Origin of the sequence: Helicobacter japonicus (assembly GCF_000762845.2) — a bacterium.
In the GTDB taxonomy this organism is placed as follows: Bacteria; Campylobacterota; Campylobacteria; order Campylobacterales; family Helicobacteraceae; genus Helicobacter_C; species Helicobacter_C japonicus.
The window spans coordinates 245,807-265,331 of the sequence record NZ_JRMQ02000002.1; the positions used below are offsets into that span (position 1 = coordinate 245,807).

Below are 19,525 nucleotides of genomic sequence, written 5' to 3' on the forward strand. Positions count from 1 at the left end.
GATAAAAATGGATACATTTTGTGTGGCAATTACAGGGGCAAGTAGTGGTATAGGCAGGGAGTTGGCTTTATGTTTTGCTAGAGAATCCACGCACATATATATTGCTGGGCGCAATGTGATACGTTTAGAAGAAACAAAAGAAGCAATTTTAGCATTAAACCCGAATGTAAAAGTAGAGATTCACAGCTTTGATGTGGCTGATAGGCTAGAATCTAAGCGGTGGTGCGAGATGATATTTGTTCATCATCTTGATGTATTGATTTTGAATGCTGGTGTTGCAGTGGGTGAAGATGAAAATATAAAAAAGCATTTTGAGATATGCCATACAAATGCAATGGGTGTGGCTTATAATACATTCTATGCTTTAGAATCGTTTCAAAAACAAGAGAAAGTTTTGGGACTAAAAGGACATTTGGTCTTTATAAGTTCCATCGCCGCCTTGCTCGCATTGCCAAATGCACCAAGTTATAGTGCTTCAAAGCAGTTTGTAAAGAGTTTAGCCGAAAGTCTAAGTATTAATCAAAAAGATGTGCGTATCACTACAATTTGTCCAGGTTTTATAAAAACACCACTTACACAACATCTTAATCAGCTTATTCCACAGATGAGCGTGCAAAAAGCAAGTGAAAAAATATACAAAGCAATTAAAAAGCAAAAGAGATTTTATGCCTTTCCTTGGTGGTTAGCATTAGGTGCAAGATTCTATAATATTTTGCCCTTAGTCCTAAAAGATGTGCTTGTAAAGGTAATAAACATTATGGGGAAGCTGTGATTAATGCTCCCCTGTTTTGTTTTCAAAATCATCTAGGGCTTTTTTGGCGGCAGCTTTTGTGTTGTGATGAAGCATATAGAGGGCTGTTTGCCATAAATCTTCATTGAGTTGTTTAAGTTTTGACGAAAATGCTGAATCTTCATCTTTTACAGGTTGCCAATCTGTAAAATATTCCGCCTGAAGAAAGACATTATTCGCCTTGAGGCTATCTCCTAGTTTCTCCCCCATAGGTCGCATTTCTCGCTTATAAAGCATTCCACCACCTGCCTCGTCATATTCATTAGAGTAGCAAAATTCATTACTTACAAGCAATGGTGGTCTATTCAATCGGCGGATAAAGATAAAGCGGTCATCACCAAAAGATGGGTCAAGCAAATCTCTTCCCATTGTTGTATTTTGGATTCTCACACCTGCTAACGCTGCTGCTGTTGGAAAAATATCTGTATGTCCTCCCGCTTGGGGCATTATTTTGCCTTGAGGAAAGTATTTAGGAGAGTGAATAATGAGTGGCACTTGAAATTCGTGTAAGCTCATACTTGAATAATTTTTCCCAACAGATGGTGATATTTGCGACATTCCGTGATCACCTGTGATAAAAAATATCGTATTTTCATAATAGCGCGATTTTTTGGCAACTTCAAAATATTTTTTTAGTGCGTAATCGCAAAACTTCATAGAAAGATATTCTTTAGCATCAAACTCACTAAAGCCATATTTTTTTAGAAATTTATCATCAGGGATTGTGTAATCAAAATCAGGTAAATCATCCGGAACGGTGAAAGGAGAGTGAAAACTTGCAAGTTGAATAAGGCTTATAAATGGCTCTTTTTGCTCTTCAAGGAGCATGTTCGCTTCTTGCAAAAGATCTTTATCTGAAACCCCCCACACATCAAGTCTAGGCGATTTCCAATATCCCTCTTCGTATATTTTTACATTAGAGACATTATTGCTTATCACGCCGCGGATATTTGCCCAATTTGCGTTGCCACCAAGCATATAAATCTTTGTATAATCATCAAAATTATCCCATATAAGATGTTGGTCTGCTGCATAAGGGTCGCGAGAGCTTGTTTTAAAATATTCATTTACATCAGGTATTCCTGTTATAATAGAAAACATTCCTCTTGCAGTGGTGCGCGCTGAGGCATAATAATTTGGAAAGTAAAGCGACTCTTGCGCGAGATTATAGAGAAAGCGTGTAGAATCTAGCTCATCAAAATAAAATGAAGTTTTGTGAGTGCTCATTGATTCAATAACGATAATAACGATATTTGGCTTATTTGTTTTGTTGCTAGATTCTAAAAAGCGATCATAGCGCAAGGATTGTGCGTTAGGATTTTTGATGCCAAGATATTTTGTAGCATTTGCATAGGCTTCACGCGCTTGTTGTGTGTTATCAACAAAAGAGTCTTTAGGACGCGTATCGGCAAGATTCTGTATAGGATTAAGTCCTAATGCCGTGATTTCATTTTTGCCGGAAAAATATGCTTCACTCCAGCGTAATGGGAAATAAACAATGCTATATTGCCCCCATAATAAAAGAGCAATTATGCATAAGGTAGTCGCACCTGATACAATCTTTTGTGGTATTGTGCTTGAAGTAGGCTGCCATTTTTTGAGAATCTTCTTGCTTCCAAAGATTAAAAGAGCGACAATGATAATAAGTAAAGCTGAAAGCTTTATGACAGGATATGTTTGCCAAACCATTCCTAAAGCTTCTTTCGTATCTTCCAATAATGCAATAGCTGAAAAATTAAGTCGTGAGTGTAAATACGCATAATGGGCAAAATCAGCAATATAAATAAGCATAAACGCAATAAACACAATAGCATAAAAAGCAATTAAAAATGGACACACTCTATCAAAGAATCTTCCAAAAAATGGTATGAAAAGGCATATAAGTAGGGGGAGAGATATTAATGTTGCAATGCGACCATCAAAACGAATACCAATGTAGAAAGCTTTTGCTATGTCAGCCCAAGAAAAAGCTACCAAACTCTCCCATTGCCATAACAAAAAGCCAATACGCATAGCAATTGCTGTAAGCCATAAAAATAAGAGAAATTTTAAATAGATTCGTGTATTTTTGGTAATCATTCAATGTCCCTTAAAGATTGTTAAAAGTGTTTATTATATATTGAGTTATTTAACCTGTTTTAAAGCTATGTGATTAGGCTACAAGCACTCCTTTTAAGCCTAAAAAGTGTGCTTGTAAAAGAATGAAGATTAAGATATTGCAAAATGCGGAATTAAAAACTATAAGAGTGCATTGATTGCATTTCTAATAGCATCTATTGAGCGAGGTTCAATTAGTCTTTCGCCCATTTCTTTACCATCTTTATAGAAAATTAATGTAGGAATCTTTCGGATATTGAGTTTGTCTTTTAATCCAATCTCTGTGTCAAAACTTACCTTGTAAAAATGCACTTGTTTAAATTCTGCAATCAAATTTTCAAGCATAGGGTCAATATGCCTACAATCAGGACACCAAGGTGCGCTAAAATCTACCACTACATAGCCATTTTTAATTTTTTCATCAAATTCTGTGGTTGTTAAATTTTCTATCATTGTTTCTCCTTAAAACATAAAATATACTAAGGCGTAAGTGCCGACCATAAGGATAATGAATAAAATTAACGCAAGGACAAATGTCTTTGCTCCAAAAGAGATAAATTTTTGCCAATCAATTTGCAATCCCAAGGCTACCATTGCAAAAACAAGAAGTAATTTTGAGGCAAATTGTGCAGATTCTATGATAATAGGTGGAAAGTCAATCCACGAATTAAGCCCAATCACAGCAAGAAAACCAAAGGCAAAATAAGGAATATACAGCGCATTTTGCTTAGAATCTGGGTTGCTTGTATGTTCTAATTGTTTTTGTGCGCTTTTAAACATTACATAAGATATGACAAGTAAAAGTGGCACAAGTAGCACCACACGTGTCATTTTAACGATGATTGCGACATTTTGAGATTCTGGAGAGACAGCTGCCGCACCAACGACATTTGCCACTTCGTGCAGACTTGCCCCAATAAATATCCCCCATTGATAGTCGTTTAAGGGCAATGCACCACTATAATACACCACAGGCAAGAGTATCATACCAATAAGTCCAAAAATAACAATGAAGCCGAGTGCAACAGAGCTTTTGCTCGGGTGAGTTTTAAGAGTAGATTCTAAAGCGAGAATTGCTGCTGCACCACATACTGCACTTCCAATACCTACAAGAAGGCTAATCTCATTATCAAGTTTGAGCATTTTGCCAATAACAATAGCACACAAAAATACTACAACAACTACGATAAGGGAAATGAGAAAACCATTAAGTCCAAGCTTTGCAATCTCACCAAATGTGATATATGAGCCATAGAGGATAATTCCCGCTCTTAAGAGCTTTTTTGCTCCAAAGGTAACACCACTTTGTATATTATAAGCAGATTCAAGGCGAGGATAAAATGGAGATAATGCTGCACCAAGTAAGATTCCGACAATGAGTGGAGAGAGAAAAGGTGTGAGTGTGGCGGAGATAAACATTGCTAACGCGCTTATTACACTAAGAATAATCATACCATATGTAAAGCCTTGATATTTATAAGTCATATATGTCCTTTGATTTTTATATGTTTGATTTGTGGTGCAATAATAGGTAATCTTTGTATGGGTTTAGTAAATCAAAAGTGGGAATAAATAGAATAAAAAGTGGTGGCTCGAGGCGGAATCGAACCACCGACACGGAGATTTTCAGTCTCCTGCTCTACCGACTGAGCTATCGAGCCACAAAAAGAAATGCGGATTATAACTTAATGCGCTTAAAAATTGGCTTAAATTACTTATAAGTTTGAACATAATAGGTTGCTTTGCGTAAGTATTTATAAATAACACCAAAGCAAGACATTATAGAATCTTGCCAATATATAAGCCTTATTAAAGGCAAGATTCTATAATTTTTGAGATTTTGAGCAAGAATCCTATTTCCACAAGGTTTTGATATGTAGCTCTATTGTGTCGCTATTCATCTTTGAGCCTATAATACCAAAATTTTTAATATTGATTTCTCCTTCTAATGTCAGTTCAAGTGTATTGAGATTAAGCAGAGAGTTAAGCACGATTGGCAATGTTGTTCCGTGTAAGCTAAGTTCCCCATATATTTTGCCTTTAATGCTGTCTTTATTGGTGTTATCAACCATCTCGTAGCGGGTCATTACAAAATGGCTCGTTGGATAAAGATTAACATCTAAGAAATCAGATTCCAATAAATGAGTGTCTCGTTTTTTATTATCAGTAAAAACAGAAGCTGCTTTTACTTCACCCCTAAGACTCAAGATATTATCATTATCAAGTTTTAAGTCTCCACTAAAGTCTTTAAAAACTCCATCAACAGATATGAATCCAAACTTTGTTGCCTTAAAGCCAATATGTGAATCTTGCTTGATTGTAAAAGCACCATTGCTTTGAGATGGCGCACTATAAGCTTGTGTTGTAGATATGCTTATAAGCAATATCCCAAAAATGAGGCTATAAAGCAATTTTTCAAAGCCACCTTGCATATATCCTTTGTGCCGCGTATTTTGTCTAAACATAAACTATCCTTTCAACATTTGTTCTTTCTCTCTAAGTCCTATGACCGCCTTGTAAAGTATCTTATGAAGCTTTTTCATCTCTTCTTTGCTTATGTATTCTAAAAGTAAGTCATTATGCACCTCCTTCATTATTTGGTATGTTTGTTTAGCCCATTCTTTGCCTTTAGGAGTGAGAGAAATGAGATTCTCACGCCTATTTGCTGGATTTTGTTTGCGTTGCACTAAGCCTTTAGATTCTAAATCATCAATATACATACGCACATAGTTTTTATCGCTCAAAGCAAACTCGCATAGCTCGACTTGAGAGCAATCTTGTTGTGAGCATATCCATAAAATTCCTGCTTCTTTGTGTATGAGCCCTAGTGGAACTACACGTTTATCAAATTCTTGTGATAATCTCTCCCTAAGCTTTGTAGCGAGAAAGCCAATATTTTCATAAATGTCGTAAGTTTCATCTTTATCATTTTGTTTTGAAGTGGTTGAAAAATCTTTTTTTGAACGATTCTCTTTCATCATTTCTCCTTATAATATTTTTTAAGTATAGTAATTAAAAATTATTATAATGAAAAATTATAATCAAATCAAGAGTAAAAATATTTTTAAGCATATTGTGTAAGAAAAGATAAATTATTGGTGGAGTTAAGCAATACTATTCTCGTATGTCCTGAGTGCAGCTAGAATCAGATTTGCTTTTAGCTTGTCAAGAAATCATAGGTTGATAAAGTTTATCCGCCGGTGTAGTAAAAAGCGCGTGTAGAGTGGTTTTGTTGCGTCATTTCCTGTTCCCATTGATTTTTTTCAGGCTTATTACGCACAGAGAGTTCCAAAAGCTTTTGCATATTTTCTTTATCATTTTGCATAATGGCATCTTTAAGATTTACACTTTCTTGATAATACAAGCAAGGACAAATCACACCATCGCTTGTTAGGCGGATACGATTACAACTTTCACAAAAATCATCTTCGTGTGGAGAGATAATGCCAAATATAAAAGGTTTAGGGTTTATAGAATTTCCATTAAGAGTAGCCTTTTGTGTGTTTAAATCTGTGGCAAAGTCCGCGTGGGTAATGCTATAAAGTTTGGCAGGACCAAAGCATTCTTTTTTTTCTTCTCGCGTAGGATATTGAGCATTGATAATACTAAGAATCTCTGCCCTCCTCAAACCCTTTAAACCATTTTTTGCGTGGATATTTTCCATAAACTCAATGAATCGAATGCCAAAGCTATTTTTGTAAGCAAAATGCAGCATATCTAAAATTTCATCATCATTTATACCCTGAATTGGCACCATATTGAGTTTAATACCAAGTCCAAGAGTCGCTGCCTTGTGAATGCCTCTTAGGATTTGTGGCAAGGCATCGCGTTTAGAAATAAGCTTTATGCGCTCATTTCTGAGTGAATCTAAAGAAATATTAATACGCGAAAGTCCCGCATCTTTAAGTTCTTTGGCATACTTTTCAAGTAAGAAAGCATTGCTTGTAAGTGTGAGCTCAATATGAGGAGCATATTGATAAATTTGAGCAATAAATTCACTTAAATCTGCCCTCAAGAGTGGCTCACCACCTGTAATGCGGATTTTTTTGATACCATTATCAATGGCAAGTTTAATAAACTCAAGCATTTTAGGGAGAGGAAGTGCATTCTCATCTACGAAAGATTCCGGCGTATCAGGCATACAATATTGGCAGCGAAAATTGCACGATTTAGTTACAGAGACGCGCATATAATCAATGGTGCGAGAAAAAGAATCTATAAGCATTGCCCTTCCAAAATCTTGAAGATGTAAATTTAATTTTAAAGAAATCAGGATTATACAAAAATAAGTTACAATATGTGATAAAAATAGAGATTGTTATATATTAAAAAACATATTATTTTAAATCCAAAATGTAATGCAAGTAGGATTCTTAAATATGAATGAAAGAGTGTAATGGATTTATGTATTGGTAAATGGAGCGCGAGGAAAATGTGTTGTGTTAAGATGATTTGAGGGGGTAATATCGAAGAAAATGATACAAGAGCAATTAAACAAAAAAGACAAATTGTTGTTAGAATCTGTTGTAGAATTTTGCCATTGAAATTAGGAGTGAGCCTTAATGCAAAAAATAATGATTCCGTGCGTGATTTTAGCCGGAGGTAGAAGTTCGCGTTTGGGAGAGGATAAAACGCAGGTTGCTTTTGGAGAAGAGAATCTAAGTCAGTGGGTATTTACGCGCTTAAGCAAAATATGTGAAAAGGTATATATTAGCACTAAAGACAGAAAGAAATTTACCTTTGATGCCCCATTTTTAGTTGAAAGAAGTCGCATTTATGCACCTATTATAGGAATGATAAATGCCTTTGAGAAGCTTAAAACTCAAGAAATACTCTTTATTAGCGTAGATACACCTTTTGTGCGTGGAGAGACTTTGCGTCAGCTTGTAGATTCAGATGCGCCTATTACTTATGCACAAAGTGAGGACAAAGCACATTATCTTATTTCAAAATGGCATATTTCTTTACTTGATACGCTTGTTTGGGCGCGTAAATCTAAAATTTATACCATTTATCAAATTATACAATCTCATCAGCACACAAGCGTGTCTGCTTCTAATGAGGAATGTTTTAATATCAATACACAAGAGGATTATGCGCGTGCTCTAGAGCTTTTAAGATTAGGAGCGAAATAAATGGCAGACGATGAGGAGAAGACCCAAGCCCCGAGTGCGCATAAGATTCAAAAAGCGAGAGAAGAAGGCAATGTAAGCAAAAGTCCAGAGTTTGTGGGTTTTTTTGTTTTACTTGTGGGGCTAGGACTTATGTTTTTCCTTATACCTTTTTGGGTGCAGGGAAGTGAAAAAATCTTTTTGTATGTTAATGATTTAATGAATATTGAAGTCGATAGCAAAATGCTAGGGAATCTTATGCTAAGCATTGTGTTTGAGGTCTTTGTTATGCTTGCCCCGCTTTTTATCGCGTTGGTGCTTACAGGAATTCTTGCTAATATCGCACAATTTGGGCTTTTGCTCTCTCCAAAGGCGATTAAGCCTAAACTTTCTAAGATTAATCCCATTAGCGGTGTCAAAAATGTGATTTCGCTTAAGAAAATTCTTGATGGTTTTATGATTACACTTAAGGTGTTTATAGCTTTTATTGTGGGATTTGCAGTATTTGTCAGTTTTTTTGATGAATTATCAAGCGTGTCGATGTCAGGGCTTTATGTGCAGATTCTATGGTTTAGGGAAAAGGCACTCATTCTCATCGGGGTGCTTCTTATTGTATTTTTCATTATGGCAGTGAGTGATTATCTCATCAAAAAATACCAATACACAAAAAGCCTCAAAATGAGCATTAAAGAAGTCAAAGATGAATACAAACAATATGAGCAAAGTCCTGAAATTAAAGCGAAAATTCGCAGAATGCAGCAAAAACTTGCTCAAAGTCGTATGATGCAAGAAATTCCTTCTGCATCTGTTGTGATTACAAATCCTACACATTATGCGGTAGCATTGCGATATAGCGAGAAAGAGACGGAGCGTAGAATCCCACCTGTCCTTGTAGCAAAAGGTATTGATGAACTTGCTATTCGTATTAAAGCCATAGCACGGGAATATGGGATTCGCATTGTTGAAAATCCTCCACTTGCTCGCGCACTCTATCAACAGCTTGATTTGAATCAAAGTGTGCCACCAGAGTTCTTTGGTGCGGTGGTGCAGGTGCTTCAAGAAATCGCAGAACTTGATGCACTTGAAGGCAAGATGACATTAAGTGATACAATTAGGAAAGCTCAAGAATCCGCAGGAAAAAGATAAAATGGTGAAGCATATAAAATCAACACTTTGTGCTATAATGCGCGGTTTATTTGAGAAGGAAAAAGTGTATGATAATAAACAAATTTGAAAAGATTGCCGGGGGGGGGGGGTATGAATAATAAGCATCTTGTAGCAATGGGTCTAGGTGTAGTTATATTTGTTGTTGTATGTGTTGTAACATTTAGCTCAATTATTTTTGAAACAAAAGCTCCTACACTTATGAGCAGTGTCCCTACACATTGGAATCTTGAAGATGAAATTTTTGTAGAATTTAGCGATGAGAGTGGCATACGCGATTACCGCGTGCAAATGATTTTTGATGGCGAGATTCTCAATGATGTAAAAGAAGTGATTTTAAATAAGCCAAAGTCAATAAAAATCCCTTTACCTCAAGCTTTCACATCACTCAAAAATGGCACACAGATTCAATACAAAATTGCAGTAACTGATTGGAGTAGCGCACATTTTTTTAGTGGCAACACGGCTGAAATCGAGCTAAATTTAATTGTAGATACAGTTCCACCTGTGATAAAAAATATCGCACAATCATTTCAAGTTAATCGAGGAGGAAGTGCAGTCGTAGCAGTGCAAATTAAGGATATGGCACTTGATAAAGTATCAATTAATAATGGCACTGATGATTTTAAACTCTTTAAGTATCTCAATGATGACATTTATGTAGGCATAGTCGCTTGGCCATTAAAAAATAAATTTTTTACCGCACAAGTAGTTGCTCAAGATAAAGCAGGAAATACCACCAAACATAATATTTCTATTACACGTAATATTAATATTCCCTACTATCAGTCAAATATTACAATCAAGGAGGATTTTTTAAGCGGTAAGCTAAATGAACTTCTCGCTCAAATTGACAAAAAGCATAGACAAGAGTTTGATAGCGATATTGAACGCTTTGTGTTTTTTAATGAAACTATACGCAATGAAGATGAGAGCAGAATCTTAAAGGCAAGTAACACAGATTCAAATATAAGCTATATTGATGAGAATTTTCGTGCATTTGTGCCACTTAAAGGCTCAAAGTTGGTAGGGAGATTTGGGGATTATCGCACTTATTTTTTAAATAAAGAAAAAATAAGCGAGGCAACACATTTGGGTATTGATGTAGCGAGTGTGAAAAATGCACCAATTATTGCAAGTAATAAAGGAGTGGTGCTACTTAGAGGTTATCTTGGACTTTATGGCAATACCTTGCTCCTTCATCACGGCTTTGGCGTTTCATCGATTTATTCTCATATGCAGGAGAGCAATTTGAATGTGGGCGATGAGGTAAGCGTAGGTCAGCAGCTTGGCAATACAGGGCAAACAGGTTGGGCATTTGGAGACCACTTACATTTTGGAATCTTAGTGCAAGGACATTTTGTAAGATTAAGTGAATGGCTTGACCAAAAATGGATTGATAATAATGTTATTAATGTGCTTCAAAAAGCACGGGAATTTTCACAATACACACCTACACCATAGGGCGGAGTATGATAAAAACACGACAGCGCAAAATTGTTTTATTTGAATTTGAAGAAAATAGAGACACACAAGAATGTATTGCTTTTATCACAAAGCACCTACCTCTTCTGAAATACCATACACTAGGTTTTAGGGGGCAGATAGCACAGGAATTAGAATCTTTTTTGCACTCTCACCATTTAAGTTTTGCACTCTTAAGCGGTGAGTTGCCTACGCGTGATATGAAATCTTATCTCCAAAAAGAATCTGTCGCTCTTGTAAAGGATTCTAAAAAAGATAATGACACACCACGCGATGAGGCTAAATATGAGCAAAATGCCTTTGAGCGCACATTGTGGATACATCGTATTGTGCGTAGTGGGGAGGAGATACATCATAATGGTGATATTGTTATAGAATCTCGTGTGAATAGTGGTGCGCGTATCGTGGCAGAGGGTAATTTGTATCTTTTTGGCGAGTGTAGCGGGAGCATAGAGGCACAAGGTGATTTTATTATTTGCCATAAAATATTTACTCCTGCTATTTTGCTTCAAGATACAATCATTAGTCAAGATATTTTACACACGATTAACCAAAGTAACGCATTATTCAAAATGATTTTTAAAAATGGCGATAATATAGAAACAAAGGATTTGGCATGAGACAAAAAACGATTAAAAATAAAGTTGAAATTGTAGGCATTGGGCTACATAAAGGTGTGCCAGTGAAGATGGAGCTTGAGCCATTAGCCCCTCATAGTGGTATTGTGTTTTATCGCAGTGATTTGGGTGTGAGTATTCCTTTGAAACCTGAAAATGTGATTGATACGACTATGGCAACTGTGATTGCTAATGGTGAAGCACGCGTTTCTACAATCGAACATTTACTTTCTGCAATCCACGCCTATGGCATTGATAATCTTAGAATCTTGCTTGATAATGAAGAAGTGCCTATAATGGACGGAAGTGCAATAGGGCATTGTATGCTTCTTGAAGAGGCAGGAATTCACGCACAAAGTGCATATAAAAAGGCAATCGCAATTAAAAAACCTATTGAAATTGTAGAGGATAAAAAATTTGTGCGCGTAGAGCCGAGCGAAAAAACGATTTTTGATTTTAGCATTGATTTTGCTCACCCAGCTATCCGCAATCAACAATATAAATTTATCTTTTCTACTAAAGCATATAAAGAAGAGATCGCACGAGCTAGAACTTTTGGATTCTTGCACGAAGTGAATTATTTGCGTTCTAAAGGTTTGGCAAAGGGTGGCGATTTGAGTAATTGTATCGTGCTTGATGAAAGTGGGATTCTTAATAAGGAAGGTTTGCGCTATAAAGAAGAATTTGTGCGACATAAAATTTTAGATGCTATTGGTGATATGGCATTGCTTGGTATGCCATTACTTGGCACCTATGTGTCTTTTGCTGGAAGTCATAAGCTTAACCATCTTCTTACCAAACAACTTTTAAGTGATGAAAAAGCCTACGAAATTGTAAGTCTTGAAGATAGGGTAGAAGAAGAAAGTCTAGAATACGCGTATGAAACACATTGACATTGCCCTTGTCAGCGTGCATTCTCCGCTGCTTTGCGGGATATATGAGGATAATATTCTTGTAGAATCTATGCAAAGTGATGAACTACTTTTAGTAGGATTGCCTCATATTTTTGAATCTCTGCTCCCCACTCAAAAGCAAGATTCTCATTATAAAGATACAAGAATTAGGGCTATTTATTATGCAAGTGGTCCAGGGAGTTTTAGTGCGCTAAAGCTTACGCATATTTTTCTCCATACACTTCAATATTTATATGACATAAAACTTTTTGCTACTTCAAGCTTTTATTTTACTCATAGTGCGTATATTAAAGCTTTTGGCACGAGCTATTTTCATCGTGATGCAGAAAATAATATTATACTCTTACAAAATGTTAAAGATTTAATAAATACGCAAGATTCGAAAGAAGGGGCATTTTTTTTACCTCATATTCTTGATAAAAGTGCATTTAGTCTTCCTGCCCAACCACTTTATATTTTACCTCCAGTATAAAGGCTTTATGAAAGACATATCAATCTTGCAAGTTATGATGTTTGAGCGTGTGGAGCAAGGATTTAAGTTGTTTATAATGTTGCTCATATCGCTCTTTGTAAGCACTAAGATTCTCAATTTGTTTATCACCTAATTTTTTTTCTTCGTGTTCAAAATGCCATAGGCTTTTTTTGTGGAGCGGTTGCGTTAAAAGATGTTCTTGTAAAAAACCAAAGTGAAAGCCGAGATTGAGTTCATCGCGGATATTTTCTAAGCTAGGGTTAAAAAGTGGCAAAGTATCGGGAGCTTTGGTGTATTTTTCTAGTGCTTCTTGAATCTTTAGGGCTATGGTATTGAGGCATAAATGTATTGAAAGAGGATAATTTAATGTAAGAATCTTTGCAAAAAGCATAAGTTGTGCTTTGAAGTTTTCGCTATGCGTATGTGCGAGATGTTCGTAAGCATTGATAATTTCATCAAGATTTTTTTGCAAGAGTGCGTTCTGTAAAGAGGGGAGAAAGGATTCATACCATTGCGTGATAAGGTCGCGTAAATAGGCTATATGGGATTCTAAAAGTGTATCAAAACGCTCACCTATAGCAGTTATATCAAATCCAAGTTTAATAAAATCACGTGCAAAAGTAGAATCTGCCCCACATAAGCTTAAGCCTAAACGCTCTCTAGGGAGCGTGGTAATATTTTTAGTTTGTTTGCTTTGCGTTGTGATACCAAATTTTTTATCAAGTCGCACAAATTCTCTAGGAGTTTGCTCAAGCGCAGCATAAATATATTGTGTGAGCTCATCAAGCTTAGATTCTACATTATAAAAAAGTGTAGGAAAAGTTGTGTAAAATGCACTTTGTGGATATTGCTCAACAAAATGCAAAGGTGCGTGTGTGAGGATATTTTCAAGATTCTTAAAGCGGAGCAGAGCATATAGACTTACTCGTGCATAATTTAGTGTGAGGGTGCGTAATTGCGTGCAAATGCTGTGATGCTTGGCATTTTGTGCTTGAGGGGCGATGTGATTTTGCAAAAAGGCAATGACAGATTCTATATGAGAATCTTCTCTAAGTCTGTGTCCTTCCTCCTCTGGCACATTGTGGGCAAGGAGGGCATTTCTTGCTGATATGGCGATAATCTCCTCAAAAAGTCCATTAAATGCTTTTTTGGCATAAGAGAGGCTTGTGTCAATTTCTGCTTGATTTTTCAACCTATCTTTTTGATTAAGCACACAGAGGCTTTTACTTGCATAACGTTTGATATGTGAGAGGATTATATCTTTTTCACTTTGTTTGCCGACATTATCAATAAGAGTGAGCCAAATAATACCATCAACACTTTCAAGCACTTCATTTGTCGTATCGGTATCACTTTGATTAAGTGAATTGAATCCGGGTGTATCAAGAAAATTAATGCTTTTAAGCAATGCTAAAGGTGCATAAAGCTTGTAAAAAGCAATTTTTGTATTTTCTGCTTCGCCCACTTCGTTGATGTAGGCAAGAGGCTTTGTGGCGATATTGCCATTTTTATAGACAATTTCAAGTGTATAATCTGTGCCATAGGTGATATGGCAGACTTTAGCCGTAATTGGTGTAATGCCGCTAGGGAGGATTTCTTTTCCCAAAAGTGCATTTAAAAAGGTAGATTTTCCACTGCTAAATTGCCCGATAATGGCTACTCTCATTGGTTCTTGTATGCTTTGTGTGAGGGCATTTAGTGTATGAAGTGTTTTAGAATCTAGGGGTGCAAGCTGACTTAGGCTGTATTTGACTTTATCAATCAATGCATAAAGCGGGTTACTTCCCTGTAAAAGCTCATTTTTTGCGTGGATAAATTCTGTGATGAAAGATTCAAGAATGTTTGCTTCATCTGTGGAAGATTGTTGAGACTTTGTATCTTGTGATGAGAGGGTTTTTTTTTGCGATGTGAGTTGATGATTTAAAGTTGTTTGCATTCCTTTTCCTTTACTATTCTAGACTTTGTAAATGTGCTTTTAAAGTATCAATAATGCTTAAAATATCATTATATTGCGTATCAAGTTCTTCTTTTTGTATGCTTTGGCTGTTTTGTGTGCGTCTTTGCATAGCTTCTTGTAAGCTTTGTTCTTTTTGTGCAATTTTAGATTCTATATGTGCTTTATAAGATTGCGTGATACTATCAAAATGTGTAAGGAAAATTGCACTAATCTCTTGATTTTTAGAATCTATCAATGTGGCAAATGCGCTAAAAAGCATACTGAAAGCATCTTCAAGAGAAGTTCTTAGGTTATCTTCCTTGCTTGCAGATTTAATAAGTGAAGGAAGCGTGGTAAGCAAGGGTTGCATAATTGGTGCTATATCGCTATTTTTAAGTTGAAAATGAATAGCAGGAATCTTTGCTTCCTCCTCTGTCGAGGCAATTGCACCTTTAAGTTGTGTGATTTTTTTGCTAAGCTTATAGCGATATTCCCTCCCAATATCCGCAAAACAATCTTTTAAAGCAAGTTCTATCATTTTATGCACATTTTGGGATTCTGTTTTTGCTCCACGTTTATAGTCATATATAATATCATCAAAAATCTTGTCTTTAATAAGTGTAGCAGCTTTTGAGAGGGTATTTGCACTTAGGGTTTGTAGTGTGTGGAGAAAATCTTTGAGTTCATTATGAAGGGCAGAAAGTGTCGATTCTAAAGATTTTAATTCACGTAAAAGGGTGTCATTATGTGCTCTCTCTTGAGTGATAATTGCTTCTAGTTCTTCATTGCTCGCGTGAAGCAGACTTGTCTGCAAACGCAAAATTTCCTCTTGCTCTTGAGCGATTTTGTAAGTCGCCTTATAGGCAAGGTAAAGCATATCTTTAGCCTTGAGGCTATCATCTCCTAAAAGCATTTTATGTAGATAAGATTCTATACTGATAATCCCACTTTGCTCTAGACTTAGGTGTGTTTGGCTTATATCACCCTTGGTGCGGTGTAAAAGCGCGGCATATCCTGCAAGAGGGAGAAAATCAATGCGTGAAATAAGCGAAGCAATATCACCTTTATAATCTGCACCTTTAAGTTGCTTAGCAAGGCTTGATTTGGTGTATTCTAGTGAAGAATTTAGTTCTTCTTGACTAAGCAAATCAATGCGTGTAAGCACAACAAGCAATCGTGAGATGTTTTGTTCAAGCAAAGATTCTAAAATAAAATCAATATCTTTTTGTGTCGCCGCACAACTTGCATTCATCACGTGGATTAGCATATCACAATGCTCTAAAAAGCTACGCGTAATGTCCTCGCGTTTTGTGATAGGGTCATCAAGTCCGGGAGTATCGACTATTTCTACACCATTTTGTAGAAATGCTAAAGGTGTGAAAAGCTCGACTTTTTGGATAAGGTTACAGAGTTTGCTTGTATGATTTGCAGAAGTATAAGCACTAAGTTCGTTTGCTTGTATGTCTTTTGTGGAGTGAGGCTCTGTGATAAAAGATTCTAGCTCCTTGCCAAAATGTGCCTCACACTCTTGCACAAAAATTTTGAGATTCTCATCATATTCGCCTTGAGTGCATAAGTCTGTCCATTGCTCTTTGCTCCAAAAATGCACTCTTGCTCCTGTCTGCTCCCCATAGCGCAAGATAGTGAGATTTGCTGTTTCAGGCACATTTGAGCTTCCTAAAATTTCTTGCCCTAAAAGTGCATTTAAAAAGGTAGATTTCCCTGCGCTTAGCACACCGGTAACGCCAATACATAAGCGACCATCTTCAAGTTTTTGTCTTATGCGAATAAGTGCGTTTTGGGTAGATTCTAAAAGAAGAGGCGTAAGATTTGAGTGAATTTTATAAAGTTCCTCACGCAAAGTTTGTAAATTTGTAATATGAGGTTTGGGCTGTGAATGTGTAAGGGAGATATCGTGCTTAAGTGCATAGGCTTTGAGTGAGCTAAGGAGTGCAAATTCATCATCATCTATTACGGAGGCAAGATTGAGTTTTGCAAAATAAGGGAGAAGCTCATCAAAAATATATGGATTTTCTCTCACGATATGTGCTTGTATATCAAGGACAGAATCAAGGAGTTGGGATTCTTGGAGCATAGGAGCGCGTAGAGATTCTGGGAGGAGATTCATAAAACTAGGACAACGGGCAAAAATAGGCAAATTGCGTTCTTTAGCGCATAAAAGAATGCTTAGAGATTCTAAAGATTGATGAGTGATTATCATAGAGGTTTGCTGACTTGGCGGGGGTAATTGATGAAAAGTGCGGAAGTATTGCTGTAGTATTGACATAGTTTCTTCTCTCCATTTTCTGCTTAAGGTGTGTGAGTTTAAGCTTTTAAACACTAAGGACGCATTGTAATTTTACATTAAAATGCTAAAAAGTTAAATAAAAAGATAATTATAGGTTTTATGTTAGGCATTGGTTTATTTAAGCTTTGATTTAGTTGCTTTGTTTTACAATAATCTCCTTTTCAAACAAGGCTTTCGTGTAAAGCATTACATTAGAGACGCATCATACTTCTTTTTCTTACGCACTCTAATTTTATTTTGTTATTTTGGGGAATGTTATGTTTGAGGATTTCAAGCAAAGATTCCTAGTCAAATTTTGGTCGCCTATGCCTGCGATTATCGCACTTGGCGTAATGGCGGCTTATTATTTTGGTTTGACTGGGACTTATTGGGCTGTTACAGGTGAATTTACGCGTTGGGGCGGACACATTATGAATCTTTTGGGTGTGGATACAAGCACTTGGGGTTATTTTAAGATTCTAGGTTTGCAAGGAACTCCGCTAGATAGGGTAGATGGCGTGATGATTATTGGAATGTTTGCAGGGGCGTTTGCCGCTGCGGCAATGGCAAATAATATCAAGTTTCGTTTGCCTCAAAGCAATATTAGAATCGCTCAAGCCCTTATCGGTGGGATTATCGCAGGATTTGGTGCGAGGATTGGTATGGGTTGTAATTTGGCGAGTTTCTTTACAGGGATTCCACAATTTAGCTTACACGCGTGGTTTTTTACGATTATGACGCTTGTGGGCGTTTGGCTAGGCACAAAGGTCGTTTTGCTCCCGTTCTTTCGCTCCCATACAAAGCTAGAGAAAGTCAGCTCACAAAAAGACATTGGAACTAGCAAAGAAAATCAAAGTCGGGAAAAAATGCTTTTTGCGCTTGGTGTTTTGGTGCTACTTGGAGTGGGCATTTGGGTGGCTTATCTAATGACGCAAGGTAAGATTCCAGAGGGTAAGAAGATTCCTGTTTTGGCGATTGCTATGCTATTTGGTGTGGGCTTTGGCTTTATTATTTCACGCGCACAGATTTGCTTTACCTCTGCCTTTAGGGATTTATTCATCACAGGACGCGGATATATGGCAAGAGCGGTGATTGTGGGAATGATGGTCTCCACTATTGGTGTGTTTAGCTATATTATGCTAGGACTTCCGCCTAAAATTATGTGGGCTGCACCCAATGCGGTGATTGGTGGATTACTCTTTGGCTTTGGAATCGTGATTGCGGGGGGTTGTGAATGTGGTTGGATGTATCGTGCAGTTGAGGGGCAGGTGCATTATTGGATTGTAGGTGTTGGTAATGTCATTGGTTCTACGCTTCTAGCGGCGACTTGGGATTATTATGCAGAGCCACTTGCGACAAGCTTCCCTAAAATCAATCTTTTAGAATCCTTTGGCAATTATGGTGGCTTGGTGGTAAGCTATGTGCTGCTTTTTACATTCCTTGCCTTTGTGCTATGGATTGAGCGGCAATATTTTGCGAAAAATAAACGATTTGAACGCGCTTAAAGGAGTGAAAGAATGAAACAACAAGAAATTATCCCAAATTTTAGATTGGACTTGCAGGGTGAGCCTTGCCCTTACCCTGCGGTAAGAACTCTGGAGGTTTTGCCCGAGCTTAAAAGTGGCGAGATTTTGGAGGTGCTAAGCGATTGCCCCCAAAGCATTAATAATATCCCCATTGATGCGAAAAATCACGGCTATGAAGTGTTAGGAGTAGAGCAGCTAGGAGCCACGATAAGGTATTTGATTAAGAAGCCTTAAGAATCTTTAGAAAATTGTATATATTGTGCCATAATGACATACATAGACTTTCAAATATTGAAATCATAGAATCTATCTAATGGACAAAGCAAATCTTACGTTCGCTTCAAGCCTTGTTTGTGTGGTTTAAAAGGTTGCAAGGAGTAAAAAAGGATTTATTATGAGCAAAATTTTGCAGATTCTTGCTTTTATAGGCTTAATTTTCTTTATATATGGCTGTTCAACTCCTAGTCCTGCTTTTGTAGAATCTACTCCTGCTCCAAAAACTTTCATTCAAAGTAAATCCGCTCTTAAAAAGGCGTATCAAAAATATCATTTCACGCAAGAATTTTATTGTCGCGTAGAGTTTGACACAACCACCCTTAAAATTATTCCCTCTCCTAAATACACCCCACGCAATGCACTTACAAAGCAAGGCAAACCCAATATTCGCGCACAAAGAATTGAATTTGAGCATATTATGCCCGCTCATCGTTTTGGAAAAGATTTGCCGTGTTGGCAAAATGGTGGACGCAAAGCCTGTGCAAAAGATAAAAAATTTACCCAAATGGAATCAGATTTACGCAATCTCGTTCCTGCTATTGGTGAGATTAATGCTGATAGGAGCAATTATGAGTATGCAGACGCTCCTGAAGAGATTGTCTTTTCGCAATATGGTGCGTGTGAGGTCTATACCGATTTTAAAGCAAAAAGATTCTATCCTGCAGTTTATTCAAAAGGTTTTATCGCACGAGTGTATCTTTATATGAGCGAAAAATATGGCATTGTGCTTGAATCTAAAGAGAGAGCATTAATGCAGCAGTGGGATAAACTCTATCCACCGAGTGAATATGAAAAGGAGCTTTTGCGCACCCAACAAACACAACCTTAAGATGTTCTAATGTAGCTATAT

At 36.8% G+C, this 19,525-nt stretch carries 18 protein-coding genes and 1 tRNA gene; 10 read left to right on the plus strand and 9 right to left on the minus strand.

Going from position 1 to position 19,525, the window contains the following annotated elements; translation table 11 throughout:
* The first annotated feature begins 7 nt into the window (after positions 1–7).
* Complete coding sequence (locus LS65_RS02830; RefSeq protein ID WP_034362663.1) at positions 8–772, plus strand: SDR family NAD(P)-dependent oxidoreductase; 765 nt, start codon at positions 8–10, stop codon at positions 770–772.
* Here the strand turns inward: LS65_RS02830 and LS65_RS02835 are convergent, their stop codons facing one another.
* From LS65_RS02835 to moaA, 7 genes are all read right to left on the minus strand, one after another.
* On the minus strand, positions 773–2,869 hold the full coding sequence (locus LS65_RS02835; protein ID WP_052061123.1) for an LTA synthase family protein: 2,097 nt from the start codon (positions 2,867–2,869) through the stop codon (positions 773–775).
* Positions 2,870–3,028: 159 nt separating this feature from the next.
* Positions 3,029–3,340, minus strand: a complete 312-nt coding sequence (locus LS65_RS02840; protein ID WP_034362662.1) for a thioredoxin family protein — start codon at positions 3,338–3,340, stop codon at positions 3,029–3,031.
* 9 nt (positions 3,341–3,349) lie between these two features.
* Positions 3,350–4,372, minus strand: coding sequence for a YeiH family protein (locus tag LS65_RS02845; protein WP_034362660.1), 1,023 nt, complete (start codon positions 4,370–4,372; stop codon positions 3,350–3,352).
* 100 nt (positions 4,373–4,472) lie between these two features.
* Positions 4,473–4,548 (minus strand) — tRNA-Phe (locus tag LS65_RS02850).
* 192 nt (positions 4,549–4,740) lie between these two features.
* Positions 4,741–5,352: a YceI family protein gene (locus tag LS65_RS02855; RefSeq protein ID WP_052061122.1), complete on the minus strand. Its 612-nt coding sequence runs from the start codon at positions 5,350–5,352 to the stop codon at positions 4,741–4,743.
* Positions 5,353–5,355: 3 nt separating this feature from the next.
* Entirely contained in the window at positions 5,356–5,865 is a 510-nt protein-coding gene (locus LS65_RS02860) for a MarR family winged helix-turn-helix transcriptional regulator (protein WP_034362658.1), read from the minus strand.
* 212 nt (positions 5,866–6,077) lie between these two features.
* On the minus strand, positions 6,078–7,112 hold the full coding sequence (gene moaA / locus LS65_RS02865; RefSeq protein ID WP_034362655.1) for a GTP 3',8-cyclase MoaA: 1,035 nt from the start codon (positions 7,110–7,112) through the stop codon (positions 6,078–6,080).
* Between the two features lie 337 nt (positions 7,113–7,449).
* On the opposite strand from moaA, the gene mobA reads away from it, so the two are divergent.
* The 6 genes from mobA (at position 7,450) to LS65_RS02895 (ending at position 12,650) form a co-directional block, all read left to right on the plus strand.
* A complete protein-coding gene (gene mobA, locus LS65_RS02870) occupies positions 7,450–8,022 on the plus strand; it encodes a molybdenum cofactor guanylyltransferase MobA (protein ID WP_034362654.1) in 573 nt (190 codons plus the stop codon).
* The gene (gene flhB / locus LS65_RS02875; protein ID WP_034362652.1) at positions 8,023–9,144 is read left to right on the plus strand and encodes a flagellar biosynthesis protein FlhB; all 1,122 of its coding nucleotides are present in this window, start codon (positions 8,023–8,025) and stop codon (positions 9,142–9,144) included. It begins immediately after the preceding gene.
* A gap of 111 nt (positions 9,145–9,255) precedes the next feature.
* Positions 9,256–10,626 (plus strand): M23 family metallopeptidase, encoded by a 1,371-nt coding sequence (locus LS65_RS02880; RefSeq protein WP_034363361.1) that lies wholly within the window; start codon positions 9,256–9,258, stop codon positions 10,624–10,626.
* A gap of 8 nt (positions 10,627–10,634) precedes the next feature.
* The gene (locus LS65_RS02885) at positions 10,635–11,267 is read left to right on the plus strand and encodes a septum site-determining protein MinC (RefSeq protein ID WP_034362650.1); all 633 of its coding nucleotides are present in this window, start codon (positions 10,635–10,637) and stop codon (positions 11,265–11,267) included.
* On the plus strand, positions 11,264–12,157 hold the full coding sequence (gene lpxC / locus LS65_RS02890; protein WP_034362648.1) for a UDP-3-O-acyl-N-acetylglucosamine deacetylase: 894 nt from the start codon (positions 11,264–11,266) through the stop codon (positions 12,155–12,157). Before LS65_RS02885 ends, lpxC begins: the two co-directional genes overlap by 4 nt.
* On the plus strand, positions 12,144–12,650 hold the full coding sequence (locus tag LS65_RS02895) for a hypothetical protein (RefSeq protein ID WP_034362646.1): 507 nt from the start codon (positions 12,144–12,146) through the stop codon (positions 12,648–12,650). Before lpxC ends, LS65_RS02895 begins: the two co-directional genes overlap by 14 nt.
* A 19-nt stretch (positions 12,651–12,669) precedes the next feature.
* Here LS65_RS02895 and LS65_RS02900 read toward each other — a convergent pair whose 3' ends face one another.
* Positions 12,670–14,586, minus strand: a complete 1,917-nt coding sequence (locus tag LS65_RS02900) for a dynamin family protein (RefSeq protein ID WP_084707979.1) — start codon at positions 14,584–14,586, stop codon at positions 12,670–12,672.
* A gap of 13 nt (positions 14,587–14,599) precedes the next feature.
* Complete coding sequence (locus LS65_RS02905) at positions 14,600–16,873, minus strand: dynamin family protein (protein ID WP_034362645.1); 2,274 nt, start codon at positions 16,871–16,873, stop codon at positions 14,600–14,602.
* Positions 16,874–17,151: 278 nt separating this feature from the next.
* On the opposite strand from LS65_RS02905, the gene yedE reads away from it, so the two are divergent.
* From yedE to LS65_RS02920, 3 genes are all read left to right on the plus strand, one after another.
* The gene (gene yedE, locus LS65_RS02910; RefSeq protein WP_034362642.1) at positions 17,152–18,378 is read left to right on the plus strand and encodes a selenium metabolism membrane protein YedE/FdhT; all 1,227 of its coding nucleotides are present in this window, start codon (positions 17,152–17,154) and stop codon (positions 18,376–18,378) included.
* Positions 18,379–18,390: 12 nt separating this feature from the next.
* Positions 18,391–18,633, plus strand: a complete 243-nt coding sequence (gene yedF, locus LS65_RS02915) for a sulfurtransferase-like selenium metabolism protein YedF (RefSeq protein ID WP_026943604.1) — start codon at positions 18,391–18,393, stop codon at positions 18,631–18,633.
* A 160-nt stretch (positions 18,634–18,793) separates the two neighbouring features.
* A complete protein-coding gene (locus LS65_RS02920) occupies positions 18,794–19,504 on the plus strand; it encodes an endonuclease (protein ID WP_084707946.1) in 711 nt (236 codons plus the stop codon).
* Positions 19,505–19,525: the final 21 nt, after the last annotated feature.

Coding starts and splice junctions, on each gene's coding strand:
- LS65_RS02830 (WP_034362663.1), top strand. CDS start 8: ATGGATACATTTTGTGTGGCAATTACAGGGGCAAGTAGTGGTATAGGC.
- LS65_RS02835 (WP_052061123.1), bottom strand. CDS start 2,869: ATGATTACCAAAAATACACGAATCTATTTAAAATTTCTCTTATTTTTA.
- LS65_RS02840 (WP_034362662.1), bottom strand. CDS start 3,340: ATGATAGAAAATTTAACAACCACAGAATTTGATGAAAAAATTAAAAAT.
- LS65_RS02845 (WP_034362660.1), bottom strand. CDS start 4,372: ATGACTTATAAATATCAAGGCTTTACATATGGTATGATTATTCTTAGT.
- LS65_RS02855 (WP_052061122.1), bottom strand. CDS start 5,352: ATGTTTAGACAAAATACGCGGCACAAAGGATATATGCAAGGTGGCTTT.
- LS65_RS02860 (WP_034362658.1), bottom strand. CDS start 5,865: ATGAAAGAGAATCGTTCAAAAAAAGATTTTTCAACCACTTCAAAACAA.
- moaA (WP_034362655.1), bottom strand. CDS start 7,112: ATGCTTATAGATTCTTTTTCTCGCACCATTGATTATATGCGCGTCTCT.
- mobA (WP_034362654.1), top strand. CDS start 7,450: ATGCAAAAAATAATGATTCCGTGCGTGATTTTAGCCGGAGGTAGAAGT.
- flhB (WP_034362652.1), top strand. CDS start 8,023: ATGGCAGACGATGAGGAGAAGACCCAAGCCCCGAGTGCGCATAAGATT.
- LS65_RS02880 (WP_034363361.1), top strand. CDS start 9,256: ATGAATAATAAGCATCTTGTAGCAATGGGTCTAGGTGTAGTTATATTT.
- LS65_RS02885 (WP_034362650.1), top strand. CDS start 10,635: ATGATAAAAACACGACAGCGCAAAATTGTTTTATTTGAATTTGAAGAA.
- lpxC (WP_034362648.1), top strand. CDS start 11,264: ATGAGACAAAAAACGATTAAAAATAAAGTTGAAATTGTAGGCATTGGG.
- LS65_RS02895 (WP_034362646.1), top strand. CDS start 12,144: ATGAAACACATTGACATTGCCCTTGTCAGCGTGCATTCTCCGCTGCTT.
- LS65_RS02900 (WP_084707979.1), bottom strand. CDS start 14,586: ATGCAAACAACTTTAAATCATCAACTCACATCGCAAAAAAAAACCCTC.
- LS65_RS02905 (WP_034362645.1), bottom strand. CDS start 16,873: ATGTCAATACTACAGCAATACTTCCGCACTTTTCATCAATTACCCCCG.
- yedE (WP_034362642.1), top strand. CDS start 17,152: ATGTTTGAGGATTTCAAGCAAAGATTCCTAGTCAAATTTTGGTCGCCT.
- yedF (WP_026943604.1), top strand. CDS start 18,391: ATGAAACAACAAGAAATTATCCCAAATTTTAGATTGGACTTGCAGGGT.
- LS65_RS02920 (WP_084707946.1), top strand. CDS start 18,794: ATGAGCAAAATTTTGCAGATTCTTGCTTTTATAGGCTTAATTTTCTTT.